The sequence below is a fragment of the Enterobacter chinensis genome (genome assembly GCF_034008295.1).
Classification (GTDB): Bacteria; Pseudomonadota; Gammaproteobacteria; order Enterobacterales; family Enterobacteriaceae; genus Enterobacter; species Enterobacter chinensis.
The window spans coordinates 147613-160592 of sequence record NZ_JARDVI010000006.1; the positions used below are offsets into that span (position 1 = coordinate 147613).

Below are 12980 nucleotides of genomic sequence, written 5' to 3' on the forward strand. Positions count from 1 at the left end.
ACATTCAGGATACAACTGGCACGGCCTGCGACCGCCCGACTTCTGTTACTGCTTCAACGTGCTCTTTCACATTAAATACCGCGACCAGCCCGGTCAGGCGATCCGCCTGGCTGGCCAGCTGATCGGTTGCCGCTGCCGCTTCCTCGACTAACGAGGCGTTTTGTTGCGTCACCTGATCCATCTGGCTGACGGCCTGGGCAACCTGCTCAATGCCGCGACGCTGCTCGTCCGACGCCGAGGCAATTTCGCCCATGATGTCGTTCACCCGCGTGACGGAGGTGACAATCTCGTGCATGGTTTTCGCCGCCGTGTCCACCAGCGTTGAGCCCTGCTGAACGCGCGAGACCGACTCTTCAATCAGCACCTTAATCTCTTTTGCCGCGTTGGCGCTGCGGCTCGCCAGGTTACGCACTTCACCCGCCACCACTGCAAACCCGCGCCCCTGCTCTCCGGCACGCGCCGCTTCAACGGCGGCATTCAGCGCCAGAATGTTGGTCTGGAACGCAATACCGTCAATCACGCTGATGATGTCACCAATTTTCTGCGAACTGGTGGCAATCTCCTGCATGGTGCTGGCGACGTGAGAGGCCTGATCGCCGCCCTTCTTCGCCGTCATCGCCGCCTGTTTTGACAGGTCAGACGCCTGACGCGCGTTATCGGCGTTCTGGCTTACCGTCGCGGTCAGTTGCTCCATGCTGGCCGCCGTCTGCGCCAGCGAGGCTGCCTGCTGCTCGGTGCGGGAGGAGAGATCGTTATTGCCTGCCGCAATCTCTGAGATCCCGGTGTGCATGGCATAACTGCCCTGACGCACATCGGATACCGTTTCCCTGAGCGATCCCTGCATCGCCTTCAGGCTGGCAAAGATCGCCGAAATTTCGTTCTTACCGAACACCGCCACCGGACGCGCCAGGTCACCCTTCGCAATGCTGTCGAAGTGGCTGCTGACAATCGCCAGCGGTTGTACAATCATTCTGCGCGCCCAGAGCAACGCCCCGCCGGTCAGCAGCCCTGCCAGAATCACAACCACGGCAAAGATGACGCCCGACATGTGATAGCTTTTACGACTGTCTTCGCCGGCACGCTGAACGGACTGGTTAATATCCTGCTGCCACGCGTTAAAGCTGCCGTCAAACGCTGCCTGAGAGGCCTGAACTGGTGCGGTCATGAAGTCCGAAAGCTGGTTGTTCTCAAGCCAGGTCGCCTGGTGGTCGAGATCGCTGTACCACTGCTCAAAGTTCGTCTTCATCGCGGCCTTCAGCGCTTTCTCTTTCTCGCTGTCGGCGGACTGCGCCGTAAAGGCCTTAAACTGTGCGTCTGCCTGTTTCAGGCTGTCGCGCGCGGTCGCCATCAGCGCTTTAATGTCATCCGGCGGATAGCTCAGCGCGGTTAAGGTTCCCGCCTTGTTCAGCGCAGTGCTTGCCTGCAACAGCACGGCACGCGTTTGTGCCAGTGCGGAGCGCTGCTGGTTACTCGCCTCAACTTCCTGCAAATTCTGATAGCCATCGCGAAACGCCCAAAAAGACAACCCGTTACTGCCAACCTGCAACACACCGCAAAGGATCAGAATCAAAAACAGTGTGGTCGAGATACGAATACGATTTAACATCCACGCTCCCATCAAGCGGCAAGCAGCCGCGGTTTAATTGTCAGTCAAAATGTTTCCCAGTTTTCATCATGTCCGGTCGTCGCGGTACGCGTACGGTTGGCAGCCGATTCTGCGGCTGGCACGCGATACGTCGCCTGCGGAGCGACCGTGTTTCCAGCGAGTGAAGCGAGACGAAACGCCGAGACGGCCATCTTCAGACGGCTCGCCTGGTCTTCCAGGGCAGCGGCCGCCGCAGCGGACTCCTGCACCAGGGCGGCGTTTTGTTGTGTCACGCGGTCCATTTCCGATACCGCCAGGGCAACCTGGTCGATACCACGACTCTGCTCATCAGACGCAGAGGCGATTTCACCCATGATGTCCGTCACGCGGGTAACGGCATTCACGATGTCATTCATGGTCTCTCCGGCGCTTTCCACCAGCACGGAACCGGTATCCACGCGGGAGACGGAATCTTCAATCAGCGATTTGATCTCTTTCGCCGCATTGGCGCTGCGGCTGGCCAGGTTACGGACTTCCCCGGCCACCACGGCAAACCCGCGCCCCTGTTCGCCCGCGCGCGCCGCTTCCACGGCGGCGTTCAGCGCCAGAATGTTGGTCTGGAAAGCAATACCGTCGATCACGCTGATAATGTCGGCAATTTTCTTCGAGCTGTCGGCGATTTCGTGCATGGTTTTGACCACGCCATCCACCACGCGACCGCCACGCTGCGCCGTCTCGGAGGCACTTTCCGCCAGCTGAGACGCCTGACGGGCGTTATCGGCGTTCTGCTTCACGGTCGCCGTGAGCTGCTCCATGCTGGCGGCCGTCTCTTCCAGGGCGGACGCCTGCTGTTCAGTGCGAGAAGAGAGGTCGTTATTCCCCATCGCAATTTCGCTGGTGCCGGTATAGATCGCCTCAGACCCGTTACGCACGTTGGCGACGGTCTCGATGAGCGAACGCTGCATATGGTCAACGCTGTTTGCCAGCTCGGTGATCTCATTGCGCCCGGACACGGTCAGCGTTTTGGTTAAGTCGCCGCCGGCAATTTCACGAATGTGGGCAATAACGCGGCCGAGAGGGTTAAGCAGGATATGGCGAATGCCGTACCATACCGCCACCAGCACAATGACCAGCGCCAGCGCCAGCACCGCCATCTGCCATTTCGCAAAGCGGTAGTCATTCTGGCTTTCAGTGAAGGCCGAGTGATACAGATCGCCGCTGACCTTCGCGTATTCCCCCAGCGCCGCGCCAAGTGCGTTTTGCATCCCTTGCGTAGGCTGCGCGAAATAGGCGTCCATGTTGCCGCTCTCCAGGAACTGAATCAGCTCTGTCAGGCCGGCAAAGTAGGTGTTGTATTTTTCATCAATATTCTGGCTCACCTGCTCCATCGCAGGCTGCGGGGTAATCTTTTTGAAGGCGTCGTAGTGTTTCGCGGCGTCAGCAAGGGTGGCACGGGCATTTTTCAACAGATCGGTTTTCGCGCTGCTCTGCTGATTGTTGGGATCCATCATCATGCGCGCGGACGAGCGGCTCAGGTTGATACGCGTTTGCAGCATCAGATCCCACGTTGACGTGAGTTCACTCTGCTGCAGGCGGAGATCGTTTGAGGCCGCGAAACTGTCCTGGTTCTGTTTTAATGACGAGAAAAAAAGCCCGCCGGAAATGAGCTGAAGAAGTGCGAAAATGACCAGCACCATCATGAGCATTGTGACAACGCGGATACGGTTCAACATACAACACCTTCTCATAGATTTATTAACGGTGTTATCGGCACTGCCCACAGGAACTTTACATTTGAGAAAGGGAAAAGCGCGGGGTTAAAACGCCACGTCGACAATCAGCGTATCGGTGTAGGTTCCGGCGGGGGGCGTGGCCTGACTGGTCAGGACTTTCGCGGTGTAGTTGTAGGTGCGCAGTAAACCGTCGGTACTGACCTGTGACGATACCGCACTGGACCAGCGCTCGCTGCCGCTGCCGCCCCAGCGGCTACCGGTGGCTTCCTTATAGATGTCATAGCTCATGGTGTTGCTGCCGCTCACCATCCGCCGCACGTTGTTCAGCGCGTTAGCACCATTATTAATGCCGATGGTATACGTACTTCCTTTGGTACAGGTGACGGCAATCGCCTGCGAGACGGTGGGGAAACTTTGCACCAGCGGCGCGCTATTAAAGTTGACGTCCGGGGTGGTCATCGCGCTGCAGTCGTTGGTGACGTTCATATCAAGCAGGATGCTGGCTGTCGCGGTGCCCGTCTGGGGATTCGTACAGAGGCTTCCTACACCGAAGGCACAGACGCTGTAGTTGATGCTGAAGGTCAACAGCACCTGATAGGGACCGGCAGTGACGTTTTGTCCGGCGACGGTGCGAAAATAGAGCGGAATGTTGTACTGCTTTGTCCCCAGCAGTCCCAGCAAAGTATTGCCGCTCCAGGTATACGATTTACTTATCTGTACCTCGCTGCTGCTCGCGCATGCCGATAATCCGCACAGCCGGGTGGGGATCACGTCCGTGATGGCCGCATTATCCGTGCGTTTCATGGTCGCGCGACTGTTGCCCGTCACCGATGCCGCGGTGTAGTTCAGCGTCACCGAGTCGTTGGTCAGAACGTTGAGCACGGTATCACACGCCACCACCAGCGTGCCGGTGGTTTCCACCTCCCCAGTTCCGCTGAGCGCGAACGAGGTGACGCTGCCAAACGACGCATTGACCGTATTGACGGTACACGCCGCCCAGCCGCCGCCGGAGAAGAGCAGCAGCATCAACAGCAGCAGGCGCCTCACGGCCCCTCCCGACAAATCAGCGGACCGTAGGTTTCCAGCTTGTGCTGGGGATTTGCCCCCACGGTCAGGGTGGCCGTGCAGCGTTTCCCGTCAGGCGTCGTCACCTCAAGCGGGTTTACATCGCTGAGATTTTCCAGCCAGGCGATGCCGTCATACCCCACCACCGCATTGCTGCGCGAGGCACGCCGGACCTGGCTTCCAACCGGTATCGCCTGCCCGTGCGCATCCTGCAGGATGACGCTCGCTACTCGCTCCTGCTCCATGGGGAAATCGACCAGATAGCCGCTGTGACGCCGGATAGCAATTCGACGCTCGGTCTCTTTCAGCCGGGTATCGGCAGGCAGATTTAGCGTATCAATCCGGTAACTTGCCGGGTAATACGCCGACACCCCGCTGACCAGCAGATAACCGTTGCCGTTTGTTTTTCCGACGGGCTGGTTCTCATAGCTGACGGGCACATCCGGATGGCCGTCGGTACTGATAACCACAAACGCATCGTTGACTTTGTTCGCCGCAAACAGCTCGCCGTCCATCAGCACAACGGAACCCATCGCCTCGCCCCACCAGGTCATCATGTCCCTTTCACCATAGCCACCGCCCTGCAGCTCAATATTATTATTGCGCCAGCCCAGCGTTCCCTGCTGATAATCACTGGCTCTCGACTGGTTGGCCCACGCCATGTTCCAGCTAAACCCGCCGTCAGAGGGCATGGAGTGGTTGTAGTTGACCCGCTGGGTGCTGCCTGCGTCCGGGGTGTTTTCAACGGTGACGGCGGCGCTGTCGCGCGCGCCCAGCGGCACCTGCAGCGACAGCGCGACCGTCCAGTCTCCCCGCTGCTGGTCCCGGCTGCCGGCGAGGTAAATACTGCTCGCGCCCCACAGATTGCGGCTCCAGGAGAGATTCAGCAGCTCCGTTTTTTGACTGTCAAAGCTCTCGACGCCAATCCAGGCCGCACCAATGTTGCCGTACTGCCCCAGATTGAAGGTCAGAGAATACTGGTCCGTATTACGGCTAAAACTGGCGATGGGTTTGTCGTTTTCGTCATAGACCGTCGGCTGGTCGTAGAGGGCGAGATTGCCAAAGCCGCGGCCGCGGCGCGTGTGCTGGGTCGCCACGCTAAACTCGCTGGTGCTGTACTGGTAACCCCAGCTGATTTGTCCGCCCGCATCCCCGCGCATGCGGCTTTGCGAGTAAGCGGTATTCACCACGCCAAGCTGCCCGAGTTTTATCACCGTCCCCGCCCCACCCAGCGCCAGCTCCTGCGCCCCTTCCGCGTGGCCCTCCAGCGTCAGCCAGTCCGTCACCCCGTAGCGATACGAGCCGCTGCCTGCCGCCGAGCCGTAGTCAAAGTTCTTAATGCCATAATTACGCCGCAGGCTGCCCAGGGTCACGGCGCCGTCGCTCAGCCCTTGTTTCAGCAAATCACTGGTGACATAAAACGGTAGCGTGGTGCTCACCTGGCGCCCGAGCGCATCGGTGGTCACCAGCACCGCATCCCCTGCGCCGTTAATATAGGGCAGATTGGTCAGGGTGAAGGGGCCAGGCTGAAGCTGGGTTGAGCCGGAACGATAGCCATTGATAAAGAGATCGACCGAGGTGGGTACCGCGGCTTCCCCCGAGAACTCGGGCAGCGGCCATGTCACCAGGTCAGGACGCAGGGAGAAATCCCGCCCTATGCTTACCCCGCCCATCCGCACGCTGGAGCTCCAGCTCAGGGCATCACCGATCACATCCCCCACGCTCCAGCTCATCGCGTCATCTTCATTCGTGAACAGCAGAGTCGTGTCATAGCGAACATAGCCTTCCTGCTGGCCGTCGCTACCGGTGAAATTTTCCCGGGCATAGCCGGTGGAGGAAAACGAGCCGTTCTCATTGAAGTAGCGGAATTCGTGCCAGAGCGAGGCCTGACCGCCGATATGCTCCGTGTGGTTGGTGTAGAAATCGTAATTCAGCAGCGCCCCGCGTCCGAAGTGCGGTTTGGTCTGCGCCGTTTGGGCGCTGAAGGGGGTAACCCGGACAGTGACCCAGTCGCGGGGAACGGTCAGCAGCAGGCGCTGCGCGGCGCTGTCGTACTCCACCCGAACCCGGGTAAGCGAGGAGAGATTCACCTCTCCGGTTGGCACATGCTCCGGGGGCAGCCCCGCGCGCAGTAAATCGGCGCTGGAAATAAAGAAAGCGCCGTTACGCTGCGTCACCGGCACAACCAGGCCGGTATCGTAGTGGTTCAGCACAATGGCAAGCTGGAAGACTGCCTCATCGTTTATCGCCTGCGCCTGGGGCGGCGGCGGTAAACTGTCGTCGCCGGGTTCAGCCCAGGTCGAGGAACTGACGCAAAGCAGGATCATCATCGCTGGCTTCAGTTGACGGGCGTCGACTGCCATTGTGCATCCCTGGCATTAATCTGCGCACTCATCCGCTCTGGCTGACGAACGCCAGCGGGTATCGGCCAGCTGCGGGTGCTGCCCGGGAGGACGTAACCCAGTAATCCCTCCGCGACCGTACGCTTCTGCCCTCCCTGCTCCAGCGCCACCTGGCTCAGCCTGACGTGGACATCCCCCCGATTTCGGACCTCCAGCGCAGGCTCCCCGCCCGTCTGCGTCACCCGCCAGCTCAGGTTTTGGGTCTCCGCCAGCGCGTGATGCGCACCCTCTTTTATTGTTGGGATCCCCTGCCCATAAACAAACAGAGGAATGGAGTAGCGCATCTGTAACTTGAGGCCGATGGTGGGTTCGGCTTTGGCATCAGGTTGGGGAATTTCATCCACAATAATGCGGTAGGCTTGTTCGACGCCTGCGGGAACCGAAGCCTGTTTGATAAGACGAATAAGCTGCTTGCTGCCAGTTCCAATCGTGACAATGGGGGGACTGGCCACCACGTCCTGCTGCGCGGTATAGCGCTCGTGCCCGTCCTCCTGCTTCCAGCGCACAATGCGCACCTGCATCGTCGTGGCGCTGCTTCCCTGGTTCTGGATCCACAATTCCGTGGCTTTGGCGTCTGCTGCAAGCCACGGATCGATAGGCCATAGCAGAATGGTGGCTGCCGCCTGCGCCTGGCCGGCTGTCGCCATTCCCAACGCGAATACCAGACAAACAGGTCTGAAAAATGGCTTCATCGGCACTCTCCCTTTATTACCATGACAAGGTCACGGTGAGCTGATCGGAATACGATCCTGCCGGGCTAAACCCGGTCAGTAGCGCCACGCCAAAAAGCGGCAGCGCGATGTTATTGCTGTTGGTGTAGGTCACCGGTATCGCCTGGTTGACGCCAATTTCGCTGTTCGCGGCCAGCGAACTGCTGCTGTAGAGCCGGTATGCCACCACTTCGGTTCCGCCCGAGCGTTTCATGCGGCGAACGGATGCATAATTTTGACCACCATTGATGCTCATGCTCAGCGACACGCCTGGCGTACAGGCGATGGACAACGCCCCGTTTGGCACAAAGCTGGTGCTTACCGGCGCGCTTTCGACGCCGTTATGGGTGCCAAAATCCAGCGTACCGAAAAGCCCTCCGCTGCCCGTGGCCACCGCGCATCCCGGCACAATGGTCGCGCTGACTTTGAAGGATTGTGATGTCACCGCACCGGCCGTGGGCATCATTAGCAATCCGACGATCAGCGCGAAAATAGGCTGCACGTGTCCCTCTGCGCGTTTGCGCAGACCTGTAATAAATGCCTTCATGGCGGTGCAGGACTAATAGGTCACGCTGACGTTTATCGTGTCGGTGTAGGTTCCCGGTACGACCGTTACGCTGTTACCGCCGCCGGTAATACGCCCGTAGAGAGTGTAACTATCGACACCTCCCGCCGTTGAAGCGATCGGCAATGCGGCGTTATTGGCAACCACGGTGTTAAACCCGCTGTCGCTGTACAGGCTGTAAGCCACACCCTGTGCCGCGTTGGCCGTATTGATCAGATAACGCGCAGGGGTTCCCGTCGTGCCGACAACGGTACCGGGGGCTGTGGAGTTGGTGTTGCCGGTGATCGCCACCGTATAGCTGGCGGTCGTGCATTGAATGGTGAAGGTGTTTCCGCCGCTGGCGCCGCTTAACTGCGTGGTCAGGGTGGAAAATGTTGCGGGATGGGTACCGAAATCAAGCGTCCCGAAGTTAATGCCGTTTTGCGTGGGCGATCCGTTTATCAGACAACCGTTTGTCAGCGTCAGCGTCGCGCCGATGGTGCCGCTGCTGGTGACGGCCAGCGCCTGATGGGCCGTTGTCGCAGCCAGTAAGGTGCCTGTACAGATCAAAAGGAGTTTTCTTTTCATTTACCACCCTCCAGAAGACGTCTCCGTTCCCTTGCTACATTTTATTTTTGTCGTTCAAGCTGTTAGCCCCGCTTAAGGTTCCTCTGAGGGGGTTATTGAGAATTTAGTTTACGGATATCGCTTCGACCACCTGCCCCAGGACATCTAAGGCATATGTCTTATTGACTGAATATTTCCATAAATAACAGATGGTTAAATTAATTCAGTCAGAGATTTTATTTTATCCAGAGAGAATATATCCATTAAAATGTGATCACGATCACAATATATCGTCAGCGCATTAACAACAAAATTAATAAAACTTAAAAAGGAGTTGTATCCCCCTACACTTTGCGTCAATTTATGTGCCGAATAATTTACCGCGTCGTAATAAAAAATTTATATGTATCGACGCGGACGACAACCGAAGCGCATAGAGGGTCTTTTTTCGTGGCAAGTGCAAACAAACTCACACTCTTCATCGTGATATTCATGCTGGCGGGTATTCTTTCAGGGGCAGCAATTCATGAGTATGCATCTGCGGATGCCATCAAAGCCTGGTCGGATACTATTACCCTTCTGACCGATATTTTCCTGCGTCTGATCAAAATGGTCATTGCACCACTTGTCTTCAGCACGCTCACCGTCGGCATTATGAAGCTTGGCGAAACCTCCACCATTGGCCGCGTGGGTGGCAAAGCGATGGTGTGGTTTATCAGCTCATCCGTGCTCTCTATTCTGGTAGGGCTGTTTATTGTCACCCTGGAGCATCCGGGAAGCGGACTTAACCTGACGGTCCCAACCGAGGCGGTCGATACCGGTCTGGCCGTTGGGGGCATGACGCTGAAAGCGTTCCTGTCTCACACCATTCCAACCAGTATCGCAGGGGCGATGTCGAACAATGAAATCCTGCAGATTGTGGTGTTCTCGATGTTCTTTGGCATCGGTGGCGCGTCGCTGGGGCAGAAATTCAACGCACCGCTGGTAGCCGCGCTGGATGTGGTTTCCCATATCATGCTGAAGGTAACGGGTTACGTGATGTACGTTGCCCCGCTGGCCATTTTCGCGGCGATTTCGTCCGTGATTGCCACTCAGGGTCTTGGCATTCTGTTGAACTATGCCTCCTTTATTGGCGGCTACTATGTTGCCATTCTTATCACCTGCATGGTGCTGCTGGCCGTGGGTTACATGGTGTTGAAAAAAGAGGTGTTTCGCCTGGTCAGCATGCTGAAAGACCCAGTACTGGTGGCGTTTACCACCAGCAGTTCAGAAGCGGCTTATCCAAAAACGCTGGAGCAGCTGGAGCGTTTTGGCTGTTCGCGTAACATCGCCTCTTTCGTTCTGCCGATTGGCTACTCCTTCAACCTGGTGGGTTCGATGGTGTACTGCTCTTTCGCCTCGATGTTTATCGCTCAGGCGTACAATATTCATCTGAGCTTCTCTGAAGTGACGGTTCTGATGCTGACCCTGATGCTGGCCTCAAAAGGGATTGCGGGCGTACCGCGCTCCTCGCTGGTGGTACTGGCGGCGACGATCCCGAGCTTTAACATTCCGGTGGCCGGCATTCTGCTGCTGATGGGGATTGACCACTTCCTGGATATGGGCCGCTCTGCAATTAACGTGCTGGGGAACGGGATTGCAACCGCGATGCTGTCGCAGAATGAAGGTGCGCGAGAAGCTGAAGCGGAAGCTGAGCTGGTAAAGCAGGAAGCGTAAGGGTATGAAAAAGCCGGGTGGCGGCGTCGCCTTACCCGGCTTACAAATAGCTCGAACACGTAGGCCGGGTAAGCGTCAGCGCCACCCGGCTTTGTTTTATGCTACGTGGCTCGCCGCGATATCCAGCAGCGCCATCTCATCGCTGTTCAGCAGCTTCTCAATGTTCACCAGAATCAGCATACGCTCGCCGAGCGCGCCCAGACCGGTCAGGTATTCGGTCGACAGCGTGACCGCAAACTCCGGCGCAGGACGGATTTGGTCAGAGGTCAGAGAAAGCACGTCAGAGACGCCATCCACCACAATACCCACCACGCGCTGACCCAGGTTGAGGACAATCACCACGGTGTTCTCGTTGTAGTCAACGTCGCCCTGGCTGAACTTCACGCGCAGATCAACGATAGGGACAATAACGCCACGCAGGTTGGTGACACCTTTAATAAAAGCAGGCGTATTAGCGATGCGGGTAACCTGATCATAACCACGGATTTCCTGCACTTTCAGGATATCGATGCCGTACTCTTCATCGCCTAAAGTGAATACCAGGAATTCCTGCCCTGATGGCTCGCCCGCCAGCTTCGTTACATTACTCATACCGGTCATGTTTTTACCTTCTACTTAATCAGGCGGCTGTGTACGCCACACGTTGTTCACGATTTAATCCCTGAAGCGCCGACACGTCGACGATCAGCGCCACGCTACCATCACCCAGAATGGTGGCGGCCGAAATACCCGGCACTTTGCGGTAGTTGCTTTCGAGGTTCTTCACCACCACCTGGTGCTGGCCAATCAGCTGATCAACCAGCAGCGCGTAGCGGCGGCCCGCACTTTGCAGGATCACAACGATACCCTGCGTGGCCTCTGTCTTCGCCCCGTCCACCTCGAACACTTTCCACAGTTCCACCAGCGGCAGGTACTCACCGCGCACTTCGAGTACGCGCTCGCCGCCCGCCAGCGGATGCAGATCTTCCTCACGCGGCTGCAGGGATTCCATCACGGCGTTCAGCGGCAGGATAAAGACTTCGTCCGCCACTTTCACAGACATGCCGTCCAGAATCGCCAGCGTCAGCGGCAGCAGGATACGAATGGTCGTGCCGGAACCCTGTTTAGATTTGATTTCAACGTGGCCGCCCATCTCCTGGATGTTACGTTTCACCACGTCCATACCCACGCCGCGCCCGGATACGTCTGTCACCTGCTCAGCAGTTGAGAAGCCCGGCGCGAAAATCAGCATGCCCACTTCTTCGTCGGTCATGTTTTCATTGACCGCCATCCCCTGCGAAATCGCTTTCGCCAGGATACGCTCACGGTTCAGACCTGCACCATCATCCGTCACTTCGATGCAGATGTTCCCGCCCTGATGTTCCGCGGACAGGATCAGATTCCCGACCGGGGATTTTCCGGCGGCAATACGGTTTTCCGGCAGTTCGATACCGTGGTCGAGACTGTTACGCACCAGGTGCGTTAACGGGTCAATGATGCGCTCGATCAGGCTTTTATCCAGTTCGGTTGAGCTGCCCATCAGGGTCAGTTCAATCTGTTTATTCAGCTTGCTGGCGAGATCGCGGACCAGACGCGGGAAGCGGCTGAAGACATATTCCATCGGCATCATACGGATGGACATGACCGATTCCTGCAGGTCGCGGGCATTACGCTGCAATTGACCCATGCTGGTAATCAGATCGCCATGGGTGACCGGGTCCAGTTCGTTAGAACGCTGGGCCAGCATCGACTGCGTGATGACCAGTTCACCCACCAGGTTAATCAGCTGGTCAACCTTCTCAACGGCAACGCGGATGCTGGTAGACTCGCTGGAGCGCGCGGCGGGTTTTTCACCACGGCCTGGCGCGGCAGCCTCTTTTGGCACCGCTTTTAACGCCGGAGCCGCAGGCGCAACGGCCGGTGCCGCAGCCTGAGCGACCACAGCCACCTCTTCCTCTGCCGCCGGGGCGTCAACCGCGGCGGTTTCGGTTTCAAAGGCAATCTGGTCGGCTTCGATCACAAAGCACAGCACCGCCACGATATCGTCCTGACCAATACCGCCATCAAGCGTCGCCGCAAGGCTGTCTTTACCTTTTACCACGTTGCTTAATGTCGCCAGGTTACCCAGCTCGTCTTCCAGCAGGTTAACTTCACTCTCTTTCAGGCGTGACAGTACAACGCGCAATTTACCCGCCGGTGCTTCGGCAGGGGCAGACTCCTGCCCGGCAACCGCATCGACAACGCTCAGTTTTGCGGCCGGAACCACGGCTGCAGCAACCTCACCTTTTGCTTCCAGCGCGAGCTGGCGCAGCGCATTGCAGATGTATTCGAAGCTGGCGGCATCAGGCTCTGCCGAGCTTTTATAGGCGTCGAGCTGTTCCTGCATAATATCTTTGGTTTCCAAAAACAGGTTGATAATGTCGGTATTGAGCTGCATCTCACCGCGTCGTGCTTCATCAAGCAGGTTTTCCATTAAATGGGTTGTTTCCTGCAGGATGGTAAATCCAAATGTTCCGGCTCCGCCCTTAATAGAATGCGCCGCACGGAAGATGGCATTGAGCTGCTCGGAGTCCGGTGCTTCGGGCACCAAATCGAGTAAGTGTTGCTCCATATCGGCCAACAATTCGTCGGCTTCATCAAAGAATGTCTGGTAAAAATCGCTAATATCCATGCTCACGC

General features: G+C 57.5%; 10 protein-coding genes. 1 reads left to right on the top strand and 9 read right to left on the bottom strand.

Going from position 1 to position 12980, the window contains the following annotated elements:
* Nucleotides 1–4: 4 nt before the first annotated feature.
* From tap to PYW49_RS18165, 7 genes are all read right to left on the bottom strand, one after another.
* Nucleotides 5–1606, bottom strand: coding sequence for a methyl-accepting chemotaxis protein IV (tap, locus tag PYW49_RS18135; protein WP_320387135.1), 1602 nt, complete (start codon nt 1604–1606; stop codon nt 5–7).
* 44 nt (nt 1607–1650) lie between these two features.
* Nucleotides 1651–3318: a methyl-accepting chemotaxis protein II gene (gene tar, locus PYW49_RS18140; protein ID WP_320387136.1), complete on the bottom strand. Its 1668-nt coding sequence runs from the start codon at nt 3316–3318 to the stop codon at nt 1651–1653.
* 84 nt (nt 3319–3402) lie between these two features.
* Nucleotides 3403–4365 carry a Csu type fimbrial protein gene (locus PYW49_RS18145; RefSeq protein WP_320387137.1) on the bottom strand — a complete coding sequence of 321 codons (963 nt, stop codon included), beginning with the start codon at nt 4363–4365 and terminating at the stop codon, nt 3403–3405.
* A complete protein-coding gene (locus PYW49_RS18150) occupies nt 4362–6746 on the bottom strand; it encodes a fimbria/pilus outer membrane usher protein (RefSeq protein ID WP_320387138.1) in 2385 nt (794 codons plus the stop codon). The genes PYW49_RS18145 and PYW49_RS18150 overlap by 4 nt, the downstream gene beginning before the upstream one ends.
* Nucleotides 6722–7477: a fimbrial biogenesis chaperone gene (locus PYW49_RS18155; protein WP_320387139.1), complete on the bottom strand. Its 756-nt coding sequence runs from the start codon at nt 7475–7477 to the stop codon at nt 6722–6724. The genes PYW49_RS18150 and PYW49_RS18155 overlap by 25 nt, the downstream gene beginning before the upstream one ends.
* Before the next feature lie 16 nt (nt 7478–7493).
* Nucleotides 7494–8042, bottom strand: coding sequence for a Csu type fimbrial protein (locus PYW49_RS18160; protein ID WP_320387140.1), 549 nt, complete (start codon nt 8040–8042; stop codon nt 7494–7496).
* A 12-nt stretch (nt 8043–8054) separates the two neighbouring features.
* Entirely contained in the window at nt 8055–8627 is a 573-nt protein-coding gene (locus tag PYW49_RS18165) for a spore coat protein U domain-containing protein (protein ID WP_134350700.1), read from the bottom strand.
* A 429-nt stretch (nt 8628–9056) separates the two neighbouring features.
* On the opposite strand from PYW49_RS18165, the gene PYW49_RS18170 reads away from it, so the two are divergent.
* Nucleotides 9057–10322, top strand: a complete 1266-nt coding sequence (locus PYW49_RS18170) for a dicarboxylate/amino acid:cation symporter (protein WP_320387141.1) — start codon at nt 9057–9059, stop codon at nt 10320–10322.
* Nucleotides 10323–10418: 96 nt separating this feature from the next.
* On the opposite strand, the gene cheW is transcribed toward PYW49_RS18170, so the two are convergent.
* Together cheW and cheA are read right to left on the bottom strand one after the other, a co-directional pair.
* Nucleotides 10419–10922, bottom strand: a complete 504-nt coding sequence (gene cheW / locus PYW49_RS18175) for a chemotaxis protein CheW (protein WP_134350702.1) — start codon at nt 10920–10922, stop codon at nt 10419–10421.
* 19 nt (nt 10923–10941) lie between these two features.
* Nucleotides 10942–12978, bottom strand: coding sequence for a chemotaxis protein CheA (gene cheA / locus PYW49_RS18180; protein WP_320387142.1), 2037 nt, complete (start codon nt 12976–12978; stop codon nt 10942–10944).
* Nucleotides 12979–12980 lie beyond the last annotated feature (2 nt).

Bases quoted from the DNA above. Each gene is read 5' to 3' on its own strand.
- tap (WP_320387135.1), bottom strand. From the start codon at position 1,606: ATGTTAAATCGTATTCGTATCTCGACCACACTGTTTTTGATTCTGATC.
- PYW49_RS18165 (WP_134350700.1), bottom strand. From the start codon at position 8,627: ATGAAAAGAAAACTCCTTTTGATCTGTACAGGCACCTTACTGGCTGCG.
- tar (WP_320387136.1), bottom strand. From the start codon at position 3,318: ATGTTGAACCGTATCCGCGTTGTCACAATGCTCATGATGGTGCTGGTC.
- cheW (WP_134350702.1), bottom strand. From the start codon at position 10,922: ATGACCGGTATGAGTAATGTAACGAAGCTGGCGGGCGAGCCATCAGGG.
- PYW49_RS18160 (WP_320387140.1), bottom strand. From the start codon at position 8,042: ATGAAGGCATTTATTACAGGTCTGCGCAAACGCGCAGAGGGACACGTG.
- PYW49_RS18150 (WP_320387138.1), bottom strand. From the start codon at position 6,746: ATGGCAGTCGACGCCCGTCAACTGAAGCCAGCGATGATGATCCTGCTT.
- PYW49_RS18155 (WP_320387139.1), bottom strand. From the start codon at position 7,477: ATGAAGCCATTTTTCAGACCTGTTTGTCTGGTATTCGCGTTGGGAATG.